This is a genomic window from Providencia vermicola (assembly GCF_020381325.1).
GTDB lineage: Bacteria > Pseudomonadota > Gammaproteobacteria > Enterobacterales > Enterobacteriaceae > Providencia > Providencia vermicola.
In genome coordinates this window covers 15,689-36,272 of sequence record NZ_JAGSPI010000001.1, presented here as the reverse complement: position 1 = coordinate 36,272, position 20,584 = coordinate 15,689, and the positions used below count along the sequence as shown (strand labels likewise).

The window sequence follows — 20,584 nt, the reverse complement described above, 5'->3', positions numbered from 1 at the left end:
GCTAGGATTTATATTAGAGAATTACTATGAAATTACACACAGTCAAAATGCTATCTGCATTAAGTTTATTTTTAGCTCCTTTTTTCTTGAATGCAAAAGGGGTTAGCTTAGATGCAACACGAATTATTTACCCTCAAGATGCTAAGAGTGTTTCGATCACTGTAAGTAATACTGATGAGCAAGTAAATTATTTAACTCGCGCTTATATCACTGATGCTCAAAATAAACCCAGTAAAGCTTTTGAACTGACGCCTCCCGTATTCAAAGTAGCGTCAGGTTCGAAACAAGAAGTCAGAATATTTAGTAAAACCCCTGAATTACCAACAGATCGTGAGTCATTATTCTATTTTCATGCGACGATGATTGCGGGGCAAAAAGAAAAAACGGAAGGTGATGGATTAAATATTGGCTATGACCATGTTTTAAAATTATTTTACCGCCCAAGCAATTTGCCAATGGATTCCGCACAAGCGCGTGAAAAATTGAAATTCAAAATAGAAGGCAGCTCGCTTAAGGTAAATAATGATTCGCCATATTATGTCAATCTTGCACAAATAAAGATCAACAACCAGCGTCTCGATGTTAGTTTAGAAAAAGGAAATACCACGATAGCCCCATACTCTTCTCTAAGTTATCCGATTTCGTCCAATATGAAACAAGGCACAATTGTCTGGCGAGCTATTACGGATTTAGGTGGCACCGATGAATTCAGTGCAAAATTACAATAAAATGCTTAAAGTTATATTGTCAGTAATACTAATCAGCATTGGTCTTTCACCCGCTTTTGCATTGAGTGAACAAGACCAACAAGTAGATTTAATTGTTAAAGGGAAGGTTTCTAAGGGAACCTGCTCTTTTGCTTTTTCAAGTAAAGTTGTTGAATTTTCCAAACCTCTAGTTTCCACTGAAATTGGCTCTCTAGGTGATAAAAATACGCCAACAGAGCCATTCACCATATCATATAATTGCCAAGACTATACCGATGAAGTTATTCCTGACTTACAAGTAGAAATCAAATCTGATGGGAACTCAAATACGGTGAATGGTAAACTTTACCCTAAAGATAATGTGACAAATGCCGCTTTTTCACTTTATCAATGTGATTTTTCCAACACAAATTGTCAGCTAATTAATTTTCAAAATAGTGCTGATACTGTCAGTTTTCCCGTTCAAAATGGTGAGAATGATAAATATTTTGAAGCGAGAGTTGTTAAGTTGAACGAATTAGCGATTAACTCAGGAAAGTTAAACGCGAGTGTCGTGTTTACTTTTGTACAACCTTAAGAAGAGACTGTGATGAAATTTTTATTAAATATATTGACTTTACTCTTCTTAACTCTCATTACACCAACAAGTATCGCAGGGAACTCTGCTGATTTTGAGTTTGACGTCAAAGTAATCGCACAAATGTGTCGAATTTCAATTACAGGTACATCACATAATGAAGTTGATTTTGGTAATGTTACAGTTGCTGATATTTTAGCTAATAAAGTTCAGCCAATTGAAACTAAAATAGTGTTGAGTGATTGCACAACAAATCGATTTAAAGGTACTTATGTAAAAATATCACCAAAAAATTACCTTGATTCTATTACATTCATTGATGATACCAGCAAGGGATTCGGAATAAGTTTTTCTGAAAAAAATAATATTATGGGCTCATCTTCAACAACTGACTTCGTAGAAAGAGAAAGCCAAGTCTGGAAAAATATAGATGAAAATCAACTTAATAAGACATTGTATACCTATATCAGATGTAAAGCAGGCAGTAAGTGTGATCCTCAAGTGGGTGATTTTCAGTCAACGGTTACATTTTCATTTGTAGTTGATTAACGGGGTAATGATGCAAAATCTAATCACATGTATTTTAGTCATATGCCAATTTTTTATCGTTCATCATGTCGCTTATGCAGATGGCATCCGTCTAGAACAAACCCGTATTATTTTTGAAAGTGGCGCGAAAAATGAAGTCGCAACGGTTTCAAATGATGATAACTCCCCTTATCTAATTCAAATGGGGGTCACAACTCAAGTTGATGGCGGAAAAACAAATTTATTTGCTATCACTCCCCCATTATTTAGACTAAATGCAAACAGTAAATTCAGCGCACGCATTTTCTTAAAAGACAAAAACACGCTACCCAGTGACAGAGAGTCTATATTCTATTTAAACACGCGAGCAATCCCATCGACATCACCGAGTTCAGAAATTGCTCAAAATAATGCTAAATTAGTTTTTGTAACAAATATCGTTATAAAACTATTTTATCGGCCTGAAGGTATACAAGCGCCAACTGAACAGACATATAGTCAAGTAACACTGCAAGAAAAAGGTGGAGAATGGCTATTTGATAATCCAACAAAAAACTATATGACTTTGATAAATATAAAAATTAATAACAACGCTTATCAAAATAGTGTGTTAATCGCACCATTTAGTCAGACGAAAATTAATCGTTTCAGTGGTTATATTGAGAGGGCTTCTTGGCAAATGATTAATGACTTTGGTGGAACAACAACAACTTATCATTATTCTCAGCCGAATAACCAAGTTCACAGTAAATAAGGTGATGTATAATGAAAAGATGCAATATACAGAACTTCATTTTAAGTATTTTTATGCTTGCTGCCTGTTCTATTTTTCCATCAGCGGCTGAAACTCAAACAAATGGATTAAAATTTTCTCTCAAACGCTTGACCTACATTGAGGGGGACAAAAGTATTTCAGTTAGTTTGAGAAATACAGATAAGGTGCCTTTCTTAATTCAAGCAAATATGAAGTGGTTAAATGAAGAAACAGGGCTAAATATTTTAGACAAAAAAGTACCTTTTCCATTTGTTATCACTCCACCGTTATATAAGCTAGAGCCTGAAGAATACCACAGTTGGCGCGTTTTTTATGCAAAGCAGAATGATAAGTTAGCCGATGACCGAGAGAGTGTGTTTCTTGTACAGCTAAAAGCGATCCCATCAACAAATGAAGATCATCAATCAGTACAGTTTACGGTGATGCGAGCATTGTTATTCAAAATCTATTATCGACCTGAGAAATTAAAAGACATTCAGTTAGAGGATGTTGCAGAAAAATTAGCTTTTCGTAAGCAAGGAAATCAGCTGTTCGTTAAGAATAATATGCCAATTTATGCAACGTTTAACACACTCACAGTTGGTAATTATAGCCTAAAAGAAGAACAACTTTATGTTTCAGTCGCACCTTTTAGTGAACAAAAATATGAGATCCCAGCAGATGCTACTGGAATAGTGACATGGAACATACTAGATGAATATTTATTTCCGACTAAGACACATACAGCTTCATTAAATTAATTATTTTCTGAAGAAATAATAAAATATAAGAATGACAGGGCTTTCATCACTAACCGTGATGCACATAATATGAAAAAAATTTTTAATAAGACCTATTTATTATTTCTATTTGTCATGTTGCCATTTCATGGTAGCAGCGAAGATTATTTTGACCCTAGTTTACTTGATGAACAGTTAGGTATTGACCCAAATGAGATAGATTTAAGCCATTTCTCACAGAACGCTAGTATCCCAACGGGAACCTATACGATGATGGTTTATGTCAATCAGACACTAAAAGGTGAATATCCATTAAACTTTGTTCTGAATGAAAATAGTCAGGTTGTACCTGAAATGACCCCTGCTTTTTTAGCTGACATAGGTGTGAAAGTTAGCACTCAACCTAAATTACGCGATCTAGCACCTAATGCCATTATTACTGACTTAAGTGATTATATCCCCGATGCCTCAATCACTACTGATTTATCAAAAATCAGTGTCGCTATAAGTATACCTCAAATTGCAATGGATCAGAATGCCATTGGCTATATTGATCCATCGCTATTAGATAATGGTATTCCAGGCATTATAAGTAACTATATGTTTAGTGCTAATCATGCTGAGAATAACTCATCATTAGGCAGTAAAACAAAAACTGATAATTTATTTGTTAGTTTACTCATGGGAGCAAATGCAGGAGCATGGCGTTTACGTTCAACGATGACTCATGCCTATAATCATCAGTCAGGAAACGAATATAGTTCAACAACTAATGATAATAATTTTTCGAACACTTATGTCTCTCGAAATATATATTCGATGCGTTCAGATTTATTAATGGGTGAAAGCTCAACAAATGGCGATATTTTAAATTCAGTTCCATTTCGCGGCGTGAAATTATTTTCAAATGAGCAAATGTTGCCTGATAGTCTTCGCGGCTTTGCGCCAGATATCAATGGTATTGCACAGTCAAATGCGCAAATTACTATTCGCCAAAATGGTTATGTTGTTTATCAAACCTATGTCTCTCCTGGGCCATTTAGTATTAAAGATTTAGTTACGGGAGGAAATTCAGGGGCACTTGACATCACGATTAAAGAAGAAGACGGTACTGAACGCACCTATACCGTTGCTTTTTCAACCCTTCCCGTGATGCAACGTCCTGGTGGCTGGAAATATGAACTGACAGCTGGCAGATATGACGGTGGTATTACCATTGGTTCGAAAAAAGCAGATTTTGTGCAAGCGACAGGAAGCTATGGTTTGCCAAAAGATATTACTCTTTATGGTGGTTCAATAGTTGCTGATGATTACTGGTCTAGTGCAATGGGTATTGGCGCTTCATTGGGAACGGTAGGGGCAATATCAACAGATGTTACATTTGCTCAAGCGAAACTTGATGAAGGTAATGTAAATCGAGCTCAAGCATATCGAGTACGTTATTCAAAGAATATAGTCGCAACAAATACTTCAATAGATTTAAGTGGCACCAAATACTCATCCAAGGAGTATTTTTCCTTCGGTGATTTTAATAATTTCAATTATAGACTGAAAGAAGATGTCGCTCCGTGGCTTAATTCCCGTGAGAAAAATCAATATTCTGTCTCGATTTCACAGCCCCTTAATGATTATGGCAATGTTTATATATCAGCAAATCAATATGAATACTGGGACAAAACACAAAAAATGACTCAGTTATCAACAGGCTATAATAATAGTTTCAAAGGGATATCTTATAGTATTAATTACAGTATTGACCGAGTCAAAAACAAAGAGAGCTGGCCTGAAAACAGACAAGTTAGTGTCAATATTAGTGTTCCTTTTCGTGTTTTTTCTAACTCATCAACGTGGAACAATATTAATAGTACCTATTCGGTATATCACGATAATAGTGGTAAAACCAATCATCAGGCAGGTGTCAGTGGGAGCTTCTTAGACAATAAATTAACTTATGGAGTATCTCAGGGTTGGGGTAATCAGGGACAAAATAGCAATGGTTCCATTTATGCAAACTATTCAGGAAGCAAAGGCACCGCGTCAGCTGGCTATAATTACTCAAAAGACTATTATTCTGTTAACGCAGGCTATAATGGCAGTGTTGTAGCCTATTCAGATGGATTAATTTTCGGCAGAACAACCAGTAGTAGTATTGCTATTATCGAAGCTGAAGGTGCAGATGGAACAGAATTAACCGCTAGTAATGCGAAGATAAACTCTCAAGGTAAAGCAATATACCCATATTTGGCGGACTATTCAAAAAATACGGTAGGATTAAATGTAAATACTTTACCTGATGAGGTGACACTGCAGCAAACATCTAAAAATGTTTACCCAACCTCAGGGGCGATAATTAAAGTTAAGTTTGAGACAAAAATTGGATATCAAGCCTTGATTCATCTTACTCATAATGATCAAACAGTTCCATTTGGCGCTGTTGCGACACTAATGACAAATGATGCCTCAAATGAGAGCAATACAGGGTTAGTCGGTGATGATGGTGTTTTATATATGAGTGGATTACCAAATTCGGGAAAACTACAAATAAAATGGGGAACATCGAATCAACAGTTGTGCATTGCCAGCTTTGATGGATTAAAAGATATAGAATTATCAAGTAGTAATCCATTAAGAACGTTTTCAGTTGAATGTCAAAGTAACGTTGGAGGGGGTTTATAATGGCCAATAAAATATGGCGCTCGTTATTTATCATGGGTACATCATTACTCTTAAGCGTTCATTTAGCATCAGCTAAAGTAGTAGAAACAGTAAGTCTTGAGCTAAGTGGTCTCATAGATATGACAATGGCAGAGCGTTTTGAACATGAAGTAACGGGAGTTTTAGTAGGGAACACATATATAGAAGGTTCTCCAGTTTACAATCCGACCAAAACCACTTATTGGTTAGCAACAGTCCCACTAATTGCTTTAAGTAATGTAGATAATGCTTGTAAGTCGGATGGATTTGTCATTATGCCTTTTAGTTTTAGCCAATACGCACTACCATTAACAAATCTTACATCAAATTTAGTTCAAGCATATTATTTCCCTAAAATTGAATATGAAATGACAACCACGATAAATCAGGAGCCTCTGCGAAATTATTACAAAGGGACGTTTTTTTCAGCTCCAGCGGAAGGTTTATCTACCATGCCAAATTATTTGCCTAATGTGTGTTTTTACCCACAGAATAGTTACTTAAGTGTGCCAGGGGGAGGAAAAAAAACGCTCAGAATCTCCCTACAGCCTAACCAAACTATCTATGCCGCTCCAGATTTAGCCCCAGGAAAATTTTCATACAGTAATTCGACTTACCCTCTCTTTGTTGTGATGGGGGCTCGTTCTTCTTCCACATCATTTAAAGTCTTAGTGAATGGAAACTTTACAGTTTTACGTTATTGCGAGGTGAGTAATATCACGAATTCGAGAATTGAACATACTTTTGTAAATGAAATGGAAAGTATTCAAGACTCATCATTGACTGTTAAATGTAACGGCAGTCGTCAAGATACATTGCATGTAACTGCATTAGCTAAAGAAACCACCTATGATTCACAAGAACCAACAAAGTTATTACTACAGCCAGCCGACAATACAACTAAGTCTGACACTTTGCCATGGGTACTTGGTGCTATTTCTCAAATAGGTAAAAATAGTGTTTTAGGTTGTAAAGATGCTGGAAGAAGTGATTTGATTCATTTTGATGGACGAGAAATGGATTTAAATATTCAAGTTGAGCCGAATAAACCAATACCTCTTAATATTAAATGGGCCTTATGCCGTACTCCTGAAGTAAACCCAGGAAATTACCACGGAAAAACTGAGCTGAATTTTTTTGTTAAAAGCTAGCTTTACAATTAGTTAGCTTAGATAAATAAATTGATTTTTGATTCAATATTGAAGCCCCTATTTTAATTTAAGGGCTTCAATAAAAAAGTTTTATAAAAAACTACCAAACAGGCAATTCATCCTGTAAGAAAGGATTGGTTTGTCGCTCAAAGCCTAAATTTGACATAGGCCCGTGACCTGGAATGAACTGATAGTCATCACCTAACGGCAACACTTTGTTTTTAATTGATGCGATTAAGTCCTGATGATTTCCACGAGGGAAATCACTACGCCCTACACCGCCTTTAAATAACACATCACCCATTGAAATTAATTTATCGTCGTGATTGACGAAAATGATATGGCCTGGTGTATGCCCTGGGCAATGCAACACGTCAAAAGTAATGCCGCCACACGTGACTTTATTCCCTTCTTCTAACCAATAATCAGGAGTGAAATCTGGACATTCTCCGATATAAAACATCGCATTTTGTTCTGCAAGGTTTTCAATCCAGAAAGCATCTTCTTTCTGAGGCCCATAAATAGGCACAGAAAAATGTTTGGAGAGTATGGCTGAAGCACCAATATGATCAGAATGGCCGTGGGTAAGCAGAATTTTAGTCAGGGTTAATCCACGACTTTCGATAGCAGAAATCAATTTTTCTGCTTCACCACCAGGATCAACCACAACTGCGTCTAACGTATTTTCATCCCAAATAACCTGACAGTTTTGCATAAATGGCGTTACTGGGATAATAGTATATTTCATCGAACAATTACTCCGTAATCTGTGTCACCTATGCACAGATTACCACGTTCTTGCAGGTCCTGTATCGATATGTATAAAATTGCTTCTAGGGTAATAACCAACACCACCCGCACCCATTTTCAGTGCCGCTTTACGGATATTACTTAATTGTAAACCTTCAATGTGAAAATCCATCGCTTGTCCACGTGTATGATAGCTTTTTTTCGCGACACCTGAACTTTTACTGCGTAATTTATTATTCGTTTCTAAAGAGCGATAGCCAGAGATCAATTGAACGGGTTTATTGGTTCCCATCATCATTTGCAGTAAATAAATTTGATCAAACAATTTTGGATCGATCGTTTTGACTTTGTCACAACGATAATCACGGAAAAAATGATTTAAACGAGCAAGTTCAGATTTATTGTAACGACGACCATCAAAAAATTCTGTTTTCAAAAACTCGCCTGTATTAATGTTTTGAAAACGCAAAATACGAGGACGAGGCGTCGTCATTGCAGCAAAGACATGACTTGGTAATAAACTGAGGCCCACTGTTGCAGCGCCAATTCCCAGCCATTTTCTGCGGGTTTGATCAATAATATCCATAGGTGATAGCTCAGACTCTAATAATTTAAATAAATATTCGATGAATTTCAGACAACCTATTGAGTCTAGCAAATCACACCCAGTTTTAATGTATAATTATGTAAAGATATGCATAATTTAAGTCAAATTTATTGCCATATTCGTCAAAAATAGAGTCATATCACTAAATTATGCGTTTTAACCTTATTATTACGTTAAATCTGTTGTGATGGATTCCTGAACAGCACGACATCAATAATTTAGCTTAAATAATAATCATAACTTGTGCATCAGCAATGGAATTATTTGGAATTAAACAGAATCAGTGAAAAAAGAGGCATTTCCGCCTCTATTTTTCGTTAATTATCTAATTATTACAGCATGACTTTTTTCAATAATGGCAAATAAGTATCTACATTATCAATACCATTATCATATTGATAAATATCAGCACGGTATTGCGGTTGTTGGTCTTTATCAACCCAAGCTGTTTGGTAATAAAGATATACAGGAATTCTGTCTGGTATATTGACGTAACGTGTTGACCCTTCTTTCAATGCGCCATCAATACGTTTTTGTTCCCACCCTGCATCACCAAGTAAAATACTGGCCAGCTCACTCGCTTTATTGACACGTACACAACCTGAACTTATCGCACGTGCATTACGGTTAAATAAGCTATGATTTGGCGTATCATGCAAGTAAATGGCATCAGAACTTGGCATATTGAATTTATAGCGCCCTAATGAATTCGTTGGGCCTGGCGCTTGTCTAATACGGTATGGGAAATTTGCTGGAGTGATGTTATCCCAATCGATTGAGTAAGGGTTAATTTCATAAGAATCTGCCCCCCAACCTGAATAAACAGTATATCCTTTACGGCTAAAATAACTTGGATCTTGTTTTCCTCTTGGTGCAATATCTTTACGAGCCATACTTGTCGGCACACTCCAAGGTGGGTTGATTACCACATTATTTAATGCGCTGCTCATAATTGGCGTTTTGCGATCCGCACGACCCACAATCACTTTAGAATCTAGGATAACTTCATCATTTAAATAGAAATCTAACGAATAGCCTGGAATATTCACCAAAATCCCTGTTCCACTACTCACAGGAATAATACGCAAACGTTGAATATTCAACGCCATCAATCCTGCTTTTGTCGCTGGCTTCATATTCAGCCAAACTCGAGTCCCCTTTCCAATCACACCATCAGCTTCTAAGCCATATTGTAACTGAAATTTTTTAACAGCATCGACCAGTTCTTGATCATAAACTTTAGAGGCTGCGCTGGCTGGTTTTGCAGGTTCGACTGCCACAGCCTCAGTAGGTTGTTCGCTCGCTTGTTCTGCAACTTGCGCTAACGTTTCAGGCGCTTCAGTTTCAACCACATCTTCTGTCACGCTATCAGCTAACAAACCCTCACGCTGTAAAATTTTACGTAGTACAAGCACATCATCACTGGATTGCCCTGGTTTAAGTGTCTTCGTACTCGTTATTTCTAACTCATCTTCAGGTTGTGCCAGCAATTTAAGCATTTCTTTGCGCATTGGCTGATACATTGGATGGTTAGGTGCTTGTGCTTTAACCCACTCAGTTAGGCGTTGAGAATCAACAGCATCTAACCAAGGTTTTATTTGTGCAGCTGTAGGCGCAATGATTTTGTAAGGTCGATTCGTATACAACCAATATTGCCCACTGGATTCAATAGAAGAGAGATATTGGAGATAACCAAGCATCGCATCCGATAGAATCACATCACGACCAAGCTCACTTAGCTGGTTATTTTCCAATAAGGATAGCCATTGCGCAAACTGAGGTTGAACCCCAGAAAGTGAAAGTTCCGCTATTTGCTGTTGAAATTGACTAATCGCTGTTTCATCTTGCCATAAAAGTTTCATTTGCTTATCGGCATATAATTTAGCGAGTTGCGCTGCAAAAACGGGTTTCACATCAGCTGGAAGTGAAGCCGCTATTTTTGCCATACTCTCTGTTGGTGTAACCGTTAAGATCTCTTTTACTTCAACAACTTGAGGTTGTGGAGCTTCGGTTACACTTTGCTGCGTATTTTCATCACTGGAAAATGCAGGAAACTGGAATGCCATTAACCCACACATTACTGAAACTTGCAGAGCTTTCACTCTTCTCTTTGCCATACATCCACCTTAAGTTACTACATGGATAACAATAGTTTTTATTATAGTTGCAATTTAATTGTATTTAATTTTAACAACAATGTTATAGGAATAGACTAATTTTCTTTTTTTCAGATAGACATCCATAGATCATCATTAAATGATAAAAAGAATTATTTACATCTCTAACAGGCTAACTGACTATTTTACGCTTTAAACATAGATGAATTTTATTTTAATTAAAAGCTTTGCTGAGAGCTTTCTTTAAGAGCCGATTTCCATATAAAAACAATGGTTTTCACTAAGAGAAAATATGTTTGAAAAACCTTGTTTTATTCAAATTAATTAAACAATACTTTTACCAAGTGGCATACACTCAAGTTATTAATTCATAATCCCATATGATGGGGCTTAAGTTGACTGATGCCATAATAAATAACGCTCATTTCAATCTATTGATTTGAGCGTTATTATAAAAGTTATAGGGTTATTTTACCTTCACTGCTTTAAAAACTTTTCGCTAAGTAGGACTCAACATAAGCAGTAGGAGCCCAGCGCCTTTGTTCATGTACAGGCAAAGCCATATCTAGGTTATTCTCATGCTTTTCCCGACTGCTCACCAATACTTGAAGTAGTCTATCGACAACTAATTCGCTATGGTTTTTCCATAGTTCTTTATTATCTTTATAAAACTCTACGGATACACTAGCGCTATCTGAGTGTTCATGGTTACGATAATAGATAGTCACAACCCGTCCAGTATTTGAGGTCAATGTTGATACAACACTGCCATTCGACCGTTTAGTCTCAATTAACTTGCCACCATCAAAACCTACCAAAATGACTTTATTTTCTCCTTGCGTAGCATAAATAGCCAAATGTCCCTCTCCATAGCCATTTACAACATAAAGGTCGTCTCCTTCCATCCCTTTTAACACATCATCGCCAGATAATGAAATCAGGACATCATCACCACTACCAGCAATCAATGAGCTGCCACCTCTACCACCATACAGTACATTATTTCCGCCATCGGCTGAAAACCGCTTAAATCCCCCATCGCCAATAATAATGCGACCATCACCGCTTTTATCATTAACAGTATCATCACCTTCCAAGGTATTTACTAGCCAATTTCCCTTCGAATTCGTAGAATCAAGGAATAAATATTCACTTCTAGGTGTCGGTGATATGGGTTTTTGGATACCTTCCAGTATACCATGTAACTTTTCAACAGGGTTCCAAGTAGATAATTGCCCACTTTTGTATGTGTTCGATAGCGCTTTGGTTAATTCACCTATTAATGATTCTGAATTATATTCCATCAACTTTTGTAGTTTTGGTGTCAACTGTGGATAGATATGAATTTGAGGTGTATTCCTTTCTTCAGATTTGAATTTCACGATAACATATTTATCAAAATCAGAGTGATATCTACGATACACATTGCCATTCTCATCTGTTTCCTCTTGTGTTTCACCACTAAAGTTAACAAGGTGGATATGGTTATATCCTTCGGTATCATCAATAAAAGCCACCCCCTCATAACTACCATCAATTAAATAATGATCGTTTCCTTTCCCTCCCATTAGAATGTCATTTCCCTGACTAGAAAGTAGAAAGTCATGCCCCTCTCCTCCGCTAAGGCTATTTTCCCCTTCACCGCCTAAAAGAACATTATTTCCACCAAACACCTTTATCGTATCATCACCTCGCCCACCTAAAATAACACGACCCATCATACTTCTGTCAGTAATGATATCATCGCCATCCTCACCAACGATGACAGATTCATTAGAAAGATAACCGGCTGGCAAAGTAACAATATAATTATCATCAATGTGTTTGGTTACCTGCTCGATATTATCTATCGTACCGCCTTCTTGCTGTAGTTTTAGTTTGAATATATTACTGTACTTATCTTGTATAATGACCGAGTCACTCATACTTTCATCAAAATTCTCGAACCTGATGCTAAATGTCTCTTCATTTAACTTATCTTTGACCCGCAATATTTTTCCATCTAAAGTAAATGAATAAGCATTTTCGGTAGGTAATAACAAAACGATTTTATCTTCTTTGCTATAACGACCTTTTACCTCAGAAAAATCAAAAATAACTTCCCCATTTTTGTAAAGTGTTGGAATTATTTGGTAGACATCCTGACCTAAGCTAACTGTAATAAAAGCACCTTCACGGATCCCTTGTACTTGATTATTTTCATCCGTTCCTTGATATTGGAAATTTTTCGCTTTTCCAACAGTATAGAAATACCCCCAAGAAGGAGATAATGGCTTAGTAACACCACGAATGGTTATCTCTTTTGATTGTTCATTAATATAAACAATATCATTTCTGGAATGAGATAATTGATCATTATCTTGAAGATAAGTAATTCTGAACAAATCTTTCTTTACCGATTTATCCTCTTCATTTGAAATTTTTTTTAATTCACTGTTAAACGTAAAACCATCACGAGTAGTTATATTATAACTATGTTGTAAATTTCTACCATCTGCCGTTGTCGAATAAGTATTTCTTAATTCGATAGTGACCTCACTTTTTACATTAGTAAATGTACGGCCTAATTTTTTTTCAGGCTCTAATGACAACTTAATATATAAATTGTTATTTTCCATATAAACATCTGAGATTTCATCCAATAAATAATCTATATCCACTGAGCTAACTGATTGGCTACTTTCATTTATAGTGACGTATGCTTTTTTATCTCCCTTTATCTTAAGGTACTCAGGGTTTATATAGGGAGAATCTATAAAATTTTTATTCTTTCGATTATACCTTGTACGTGTCCGATAAAAATATGGGGCATGTTCTGTCCAATCAAAACGTCGAATATAATAACTGTCATCACCATCCCCCCCATGAGCTTCACCTTCTACAAGTATCAATCGGTCATTACCGCCATACCCATATGCTTTATCTTTTCCAGCTCCTACATCAATAATATTTTGTTGTTCATCACCATGAACTTCATCATTAGACTTATTGAATAAAATAATATTTTCAATATTTTCAATGTTTGCAACATTGATAGTATCTCCTGTTTTATCATTTTGATAAGTCACACGATGCTCATTTAAATTAATATGGACGCTATAATCAAGAATCGGCTTACTCATCATTAGCGTGTCTTGACCTAAAAGACCATCTAAATATTTAGTTGGTTCATTTCCAGCTGTTCTCAATGAGTTAATGTCACTATCATTCAAATAAAAGTAGTCTGTCTTATTTCCTCCTACAAGATATTTTTCTCCTGAAGAGATTTGAAATGCGTTCATTTTATTTTTCTTACCAATAACGACATCATCGCCAGTAGCAGTATCAATACTCATACCTTTTGAAAAAATACTATTGAAACTCAACGTAATTTCATCAATATTTCCGCTCTCAATAGTCATACCAGCAGGAGCATCATCAGAAACCTGCATTATATCTTTTTTAAAAGGGCTGTATCCCCCTTTTGTAATATACAGATTAATTTTATTTTTTTCTGATAGCTCAAATTGCTGCTCAAAAGGAATTTGATAATAGTTCTGCTCAATTCTATGCTTAGCATTATATCTATCTAATAATGGGTTATTATAGTCCAGATTAAAAGAGTAACGCTCACTTGTCGGTACTGAGCCAACTTGTTTTAGACCTTTCACTTCACTCAATTGCTTAACATATTTACAGGATGCTGCTTTATGAAATCTTTTCGCCCGAGCCAAGCCATTTGGCTGTAAATGATAATACTTTTGTAATATATCCGCTTCTCTCCAACTATAAGAAGGAGCTCCCCGCTTAAGGTATTTTTTCTCTGAAAATCCGCGTCCAAGATAAACATCACCAAGAGGCCCTCCAAAATAGTTATTATCTTCATCAACTAAATAAAATCTTTCTTCATTCTCAATAATAGGTTTTTCCATTACTTTTAAGTGATGACTAAAACCTAAATCCTCAAAAAGCTGTTCAAATGTATTTAAGGACTCTAGCCACTCATTATGCATGAATAAGACGATATAGTTCTTATTCATTATTTCTTGTTGAGTTCGAATCGTCGGGGATAAACCAAGTGCGCCTCTGATCCCCTCTTCTAATTCGCGATCCCAGCTAATATCTATTTGTTCTTTAATATTTTCAACCGCCCTTAACCCATTATAGATCCACCCGCCGATCATTAAAATTGCACCTATAACTAAACCAGCTACGGGGATTGTTGAAGAAGCTGCTAAAATACTAATAATAACAATGCCATTGACAATAAAACTAGCAATGGAAAGCGAGGCATTAACGATTAAGTCTTCTCGCTGCTTTGGATCAGAGACACTTTCTAATTTCGATAAATTATCGTAGGCTTGGTAGGCATCAAATCCCATCCCAACTAAATTAAAAACAATAAGTATTCCCATTGCCAAACGAGATCTTACCACCGAAGAACTGTTTCCAGCTATTTTCAATAGAATCGGTTGAACAATCATGTCACCATAATTGGCTAATGCTGAACCGCATGTGATGTATAACTGTTTTTTTAGCTCATCATATTCATCTTCTGTAATATCAGGGTTATTTAGCCTATCAATAATGCTATAAATGCTCACTAAAGTCTGCCCAATACCTACCCCGCCCATAACCTGACCAAGTCGATTACCGAATTTTTGAAAACGAGGTAACTTCACGCCATATCCTCTTAATTTTTCGATATGTTCTGGCGTAAACTTTATTCCATTAGCGTCTTTAAATTTTGCTAGATATTTTAATTGTTTTTTTAATATTGCAGTATCGCGAAAGTCTGCATCATACTCTACAATATCTGCTATATCGGTATCATTTAATTGCAGACTCAGTGCTTTGAGAAAGGCAAGATCTGAGTCGCTACCGCTCAATAAAGTTAATTCAGCTGCAAGGCTTTGCGCATTGAAACGAATTTTATTTGACCAACCTTCACTTCTAGTCTCTTTTACTATTATCGCTTTTCCATCAATTGTAGCCCCTAAATTTTGCAATTTAGCTAACGATATGTATTCACCTTTAATATCAATCCAACTATTTTTAGGTTCACTAAAATCTGTATGATTAATAATATCGTTTCGTTGCTGATTATAGAGGCTCATACGTTCTTTAATATCAGTAGAGAGAGGGTCAATAAACACAATCGTTCCTCTTGGCTCACCATTACTGTCAACTATAAAACCAGCATGCTTTGCCCGTGATACCCATTTCCCATTTTCAATAGAAATTTCCTCATTAAAATAGCATGTCAATACTTTTCTAAAATCACTCTTAGCTTGCCTTTTATTTTGTTGTTTAACCTGAATTTGAATACCGTTCGGATCAAATAAGCTATATTGATAAATACCATCTTCAAATTTATATGTTACGGTATAGGTGGTCGACTCTCCTTTTAATAAATATATTGCGCCTTTACGCAACTCTACATCAGATAGTTCTGCCGTTAAAATATTGGACAGATGTAGGTCTTCCACCAAAATACCCGTATCGCTCAATCCGCTATCAATATAGCTTGAATACTGTTCTAGTTTCTTTAGTAACACCTCTTCACTATTACTTAATAAGCCTTCGTGTTGCTGCTGCTTTAAAAATGCTTTTCTTTCCATCAAAATTCGAGCTGAATCAATATCACCTAATAATGATTCAAAGCCATAGGTAAGCCCTAATTTTTTGTCAAAATTTTCTGAATAGCCATGTTGCCTAATCATCCCATGGTTAATTAAATTAACTTCACTTCCATTGGAGTTATTTTTCGTACTATTTATTAACTGATTAAATTGCTGCTGCCTCTGCCTATTATTCTCTTGATATAATGACAAGGCTTTGTCCAATAACAGTCCTTTAAAAGGAGCGTCTTCTGAGTCAAAATTATAATGATTCAGTTGACTAAAATTTTTCAAATCAAGACTTAGTAGCATGAAGGCATTGCGATCAGTCGATAACGCGAGCACTTTTCCTTTATCAAACCCATTAATAGCAGGGAATAACACCCTCAATTGTTCAATAGAATCTTCGCTTAATTTATTGATATAAGATAGATCATTTTGAATAGAGACTAATATTCTATTAATATTACCTGCTTGCTCTTGTAGTGAGCCTAATGGCTTCGATTTAAATAGACTATTCCACTGCGTTAAGTCTTCGTTTTTTGCTTGATTTAAATATTCGTTTACTTTAGGGCTGACTAAAGGATCATAAATTGCAATTTTTAATTTTTTAATATCAAGTTGACCATTAGAATCCGTAAAGTAATTAGCTAAATAAGGATGCTCAGTAATATTTATATCTTTGATTACAGTATTTTCAAGTGCTATGTTCTCAAGCAACGTGCTCAAATATTCATGATTATTATTGGCTGTAAGCGTTGGCTGAGATATCGGTTTAGATACAGGTTGGAATGTTAATTTCGAGATTACTTGCAAGTCAAAACCAAACTCTTTAAGCTTCGTTGATAAGTCATTAGTAAACTGCTTGTGATCTCCAGCCGTAGTCACCATTGTTGTATCAATCCCTTGGAATAAAATTTGCTTAGGATTAATAAACGGGTATTCATCTCGTATATTTGCTAATAAAGGAGGTAATTTTTTATTTGTTTTGATAACCGTATCAGAGTCACCAATCAAAACCCATCTAACGGGCTTTTCCTTGCCCTGTAAATTAGAAACCGAACCATATTCTAAATTCCATTGTTTCATATCCCATTGTTCTAGGTTAGGATCTGCTTGAATAATCATGATGTTATCAGGTTCTGACCTTGCTAACCTCTGTGCCATATCTAACCCTTTAGATTCACCAGTCAAGCGTATTACTACAGTAATGAATGAACCATCCTGCCCCCGATTTCTTAAAGGGTTATTTCTTATATAATCCGCATCAACCATTTCCCATATTGGTATATCTAGATTACGCAATTTATCAGAGAAATAGGCATGAAAGTCATCAGGCAGCTCCCCTTTATATTTTGTCACCTCATCGATAAATTGTTTATAACCATCTGGATTATAAGCTACTTTTCTTAACAAATTAAAGTCTATATTATATGAGTCACTGTCCCTAAAACTAGAAAGTGGATCTGTCCCAGGGAGCATATCTACCCTCTCAGATATAAAATGATTTTCATTGTCTATTAACTGTTTAAAATCTATTTCACCGCGACGTAACTCATCAATGAAATAGACGGCTCCTAGTTTATTATTAATGTTAATTTCCAATATTTTTGGATCAAATTGATAGGTTTGCTTGAAGTTTTTAGTAGTTATTGAGTCAAATACCGTATCATCAGACACGATCAATTTATTCCCCATATAAATAACACTTACTTTTCGGCTATAGGCAATAATAGGCATCTTCATGCCTTTTTCAGCGAGGGCTCCTGTGACGCCAAATGCAAAGTTTTCACTCACTCCTCCTCGACCTAAATTGCAACCAATTAACACTAATTTATCCGGACTTTGACTGTTTAATATTTTTTTACGTAAATAACTCATTCCTTCCGCAAATTGTTCAGGTGTATTCTTTCCATATAAAGTTGGCTTACCGCCACCGATATAACCACCGTGACCAACAGTTATCCATCTGACCCTATCTAAATTAAGTTGGTTAATTTCACCATAAATTATTTTATATTGACGAGACTTTATGTCATATTGAATAATCATTGAGTTATCTGGGTGTTTGGAGAAAGCATACGCAGTCGCTTTACTTGATACCTCATCCCCTTCAATTTGAACAATAACATTATAACTATACTCAGTGGGCTTTCTTGCTCTGTCAGGATCAGCATCTTTAGCACGCTCTGCTTGGTATATTTCATATGGGTCAAGCCAGGAGGCAATTTTTTCGGTACTCGCTGATTGTTCTCCAGATAAGGTAAGCAATCGTTCTTCCTTCATATGATGAATATGTGTGTCAAAGAAATCTGTATCTAATTTAGCTATCACCTTGTTATTATCAATATACTGTTCAATTTTTTCATCTTCACTAATATTAAACCTATTATTAACACTATATACTTTATATTCATTTTTAGAAATGAATATATCCCCCTCTATTTTATTTAATAAATCTTTGCTAGATTTCAACTTATCGAACAAATCAGTAAATTCCATAACATCAGAAAAAATAGTAGTTAATTTCCCATTAGAGATAAATTCAACTTTCACTATATTTTTTTGTTCATTAAAGTCCGTATAAAGTAATTTTATGCCCGATTCATTATCTTCAATTATTTCTTTTCTTTCCATTAATAATTTTATTTCTAGATCCCTTAGCCTTTTAGCTTCTATTCCTTTAAATACACCTCTATCACTTTTCGTTGCAAACTTTTCAACTATAGAAATATAAACTTTGTGCTCACCATTCTCAAATGAACTAAAATTATAATTTTCTTTATTCATAGAGATAAAGTGCTCTATAAAGTCAACAAATACTTGATGTTCATCGGCCATATAAATGCCCGCATTAGGATCAAAGAATCTATATTTCCAATTTTTATTTTTATCATCATAATTGGCACTGATCGCCATTGAGTGTTGCTCCGATGAAAAATGACATAAAAAAGGCTCTTTACTATTACGAGTGTGCTCCATCAAACTAGAACTTAATTCACTTAACTTGATTTCATATAAACCTTGATTTCCATAATTGCTTATATTTAGCCTTGAGTTTGCAACTCCTCTTTTTTTATTATAATCTTCCAACTCTAAATAAAGATCTCTTTGAACATCGGTGATTATAACACCCACAAAAAAGGTTATATCAGATTGGCTATAATTTTCATTAATTGTTTTTAATTCAGAGTTAAATTTACTTCTTAACTTTATGAATAGTGGATCTGATTTAACTTCCTTTCCATCATTTGTTTCAAAAAATGATGGTCCTGCATGTAACGCCCCCCAATATTTTTTAGTTTTTATTTTGATTTCATTGTTCAAGTAATCATAATAATCACTATTTTCTATATTTTTATTTAATGCTAAAAGATGATTATATTCAAAAACGTCTTCTACATATTCAATGAAGTTCCTTTTTTTTGTAATAAGATCAACACCTAATAAATTTTCGACATAATCGCTATATAACGTACCTTTTTCATTGAAATTTTGGGTCGTTATGACATCTAGCATGTAATAATCTAATATCTCTTTCGCATGTATTTTTAGTGCATCTTGTTTTATTTTATTCAAGTGCACTGATTTATTTTCATTATTAGTTAGCAAATAATTTAAATGATTCAAAATTCTCAGGAATCTTTCACCATTATCTTTTGCAGCATATGTCAAAAATGAATTTGAAAAACCATAACAATATCCAGGCAATTTGGATAAATCCAAACCATACTCATTAAATACAGTCGAATAGATGCCCCTATTCTCATCACTTGTAAAATACTCAATAAATTGAGCTTGTGAGAAACCAACACCATCTACAATATTACCCATTATTAAAAATCTCCATATAATTAAAATGAACAAAGGTGTTTAAATAAAACAATTAGCAAAACAATATTACAATTAAAAATCATCTTAGTTAAATTATTTAACATTAAAAAAAATATTATAGGATAGAGTTCAGTTTTTATATTTAATATAAATAAATTACCAATTTAAAATGGATACTAATTATTTAATTATTTTTTAGTCAACTATATCGGTAATAAACTCAATTTAGCTTTATGTATCAAATTAATAATAATTAATTTTATGTGGTAGGATTTGTTTTGCATTTATGACCTAAATAGATATAGACCTTTATTCAGGTATAAAACGCCAAGATTTATTGACTTCATTCCTACTATTTCGAAACCATATCAGTAATTGCCAATAAATTCAGTACTTTGGTATATTATTAGAAAGATTAGATAACTTGGTACTTGTGATTTAATTCAACAGAGAAAAGGCGTTGTAAATAATCAATAATAGTTTTCATTAAATGTAATAAGGCCGATATTTAAAAATAAATATCGG

11 protein-coding genes are annotated in these 20,584 nt (G+C 34.9%); 7 read left to right on the top strand and 4 right to left on the bottom strand.

The genetic code is table 11. The features are described from left to right. The first annotated feature begins 26 nt into the window (after positions 1 to 26). The 7 genes from KDJ85_RS00110 (at position 27) to KDJ85_RS00080 (ending at position 7,151) form a co-directional block, all read left to right on the top strand. Positions 27 to 728: a fimbrial biogenesis chaperone gene (locus tag KDJ85_RS00110; RefSeq protein WP_225817846.1), complete on the top strand. Its 702-nt coding sequence runs from the start codon at positions 27 to 29 to the stop codon at positions 726 to 728. Continuing rightward, on the top strand, positions 703 to 1,284 hold the full coding sequence (locus KDJ85_RS00105) for a fimbrial protein (protein ID WP_225817844.1): 582 nt from the start codon (positions 703 to 705) through the stop codon (positions 1,282 to 1,284). Before KDJ85_RS00110 ends, KDJ85_RS00105 begins: the two co-directional genes overlap by 26 nt. A gap of 12 nt (positions 1,285 to 1,296) precedes the next feature. Next, positions 1,297 to 1,833: a fimbrial protein gene (locus KDJ85_RS00100; protein ID WP_225817842.1), complete on the top strand. Its 537-nt coding sequence runs from the start codon at positions 1,297 to 1,299 to the stop codon at positions 1,831 to 1,833. Between the two features lie 10 nt (positions 1,834 to 1,843). Further along, positions 1,844 to 2,566, top strand: a complete 723-nt coding sequence (locus tag KDJ85_RS00095) for a fimbrial biogenesis chaperone (protein ID WP_225817841.1) — start codon at positions 1,844 to 1,846, stop codon at positions 2,564 to 2,566. An 11-nt stretch (positions 2,567 to 2,577) separates the two neighbouring features. Beyond that, a complete protein-coding gene (locus tag KDJ85_RS00090; RefSeq protein ID WP_225817839.1) occupies positions 2,578 to 3,327 on the top strand; it encodes a fimbrial biogenesis chaperone in 750 nt (249 codons plus the stop codon). A gap of 69 nt (positions 3,328 to 3,396) precedes the next feature. Beyond that, a complete protein-coding gene (locus KDJ85_RS00085) occupies positions 3,397 to 5,982 on the top strand; it encodes a fimbria/pilus outer membrane usher protein (protein ID WP_225817837.1) in 2,586 nt (861 codons plus the stop codon). After that, a complete protein-coding gene (locus KDJ85_RS00080) occupies positions 5,982 to 7,151 on the top strand; it encodes a hypothetical protein (RefSeq protein WP_225817836.1) in 1,170 nt (389 codons plus the stop codon). Before KDJ85_RS00085 ends, KDJ85_RS00080 begins: the two co-directional genes overlap by 1 nt. 100 nt (positions 7,152 to 7,251) lie before the next feature. Here the strand turns inward: KDJ85_RS00080 and KDJ85_RS00075 are convergent, their stop codons facing one another. The 4 genes from KDJ85_RS00075 to KDJ85_RS00060 form a co-directional block, all read right to left on the bottom strand. Beyond that, positions 7,252 to 7,899, bottom strand: a complete 648-nt coding sequence (locus KDJ85_RS00075) for an MBL fold metallo-hydrolase (protein WP_225817834.1) — start codon at positions 7,897 to 7,899, stop codon at positions 7,252 to 7,254. A 39-nt stretch (positions 7,900 to 7,938) separates the two neighbouring features. Further along, positions 7,939 to 8,487, bottom strand: a complete 549-nt coding sequence (mepK, locus tag KDJ85_RS00070) for a peptidoglycan L,D-endopeptidase MepK (protein WP_206086655.1) — start codon at positions 8,485 to 8,487, stop codon at positions 7,939 to 7,941. Between the two features lie 353 nt (positions 8,488 to 8,840). Beyond that, entirely contained in the window at positions 8,841 to 10,625 is a 1,785-nt protein-coding gene (ldtD, locus tag KDJ85_RS00065) for a L,D-transpeptidase (RefSeq protein ID WP_225817833.1), read from the bottom strand. Positions 10,626 to 11,110: 485 nt separating this feature from the next. Continuing rightward, positions 11,111 to 20,059 (bottom strand): C80 family cysteine peptidase, encoded by an 8,949-nt coding sequence (locus tag KDJ85_RS00060; RefSeq protein ID WP_225817831.1) that lies wholly within the window; start codon positions 20,057 to 20,059, stop codon positions 11,111 to 11,113. Positions 20,060 to 20,584 lie beyond the last annotated feature (525 nt).

Coding starts and splice junctions, on each gene's coding strand:
- KDJ85_RS00085 (WP_225817837.1), top strand. CDS start 3,397: ATGAAAAAAATTTTTAATAAGACCTATTTATTATTTCTATTTGTCATG.
- KDJ85_RS00095 (WP_225817841.1), top strand. CDS start 1,844: ATGCAAAATCTAATCACATGTATTTTAGTCATATGCCAATTTTTTATC.
- KDJ85_RS00075 (WP_225817834.1), bottom strand. CDS start 7,899: ATGAAATATACTATTATCCCAGTAACGCCATTTATGCAAAACTGTCAG.
- KDJ85_RS00100 (WP_225817842.1), top strand. CDS start 1,297: ATGAAATTTTTATTAAATATATTGACTTTACTCTTCTTAACTCTCATT.
- KDJ85_RS00090 (WP_225817839.1), top strand. CDS start 2,578: ATGAAAAGATGCAATATACAGAACTTCATTTTAAGTATTTTTATGCTT.
- KDJ85_RS00080 (WP_225817836.1), top strand. CDS start 5,982: ATGGCCAATAAAATATGGCGCTCGTTATTTATCATGGGTACATCATTA.
- KDJ85_RS00110 (WP_225817846.1), top strand. CDS start 27: ATGAAATTACACACAGTCAAAATGCTATCTGCATTAAGTTTATTTTTA.
- KDJ85_RS00105 (WP_225817844.1), top strand. CDS start 703: ATGAATTCAGTGCAAAATTACAATAAAATGCTTAAAGTTATATTGTCA.
- ldtD (WP_225817833.1), bottom strand. CDS start 10,625: ATGGCAAAGAGAAGAGTGAAAGCTCTGCAAGTTTCAGTAATGTGTGGG.
- KDJ85_RS00060 (WP_225817831.1), bottom strand. CDS start 20,059: ATGGGTAATATTGTAGATGGTGTTGGTTTCTCACAAGCTCAATTTATT.
- mepK (WP_206086655.1), bottom strand. CDS start 8,487: ATGGATATTATTGATCAAACCCGCAGAAAATGGCTGGGAATTGGCGCT.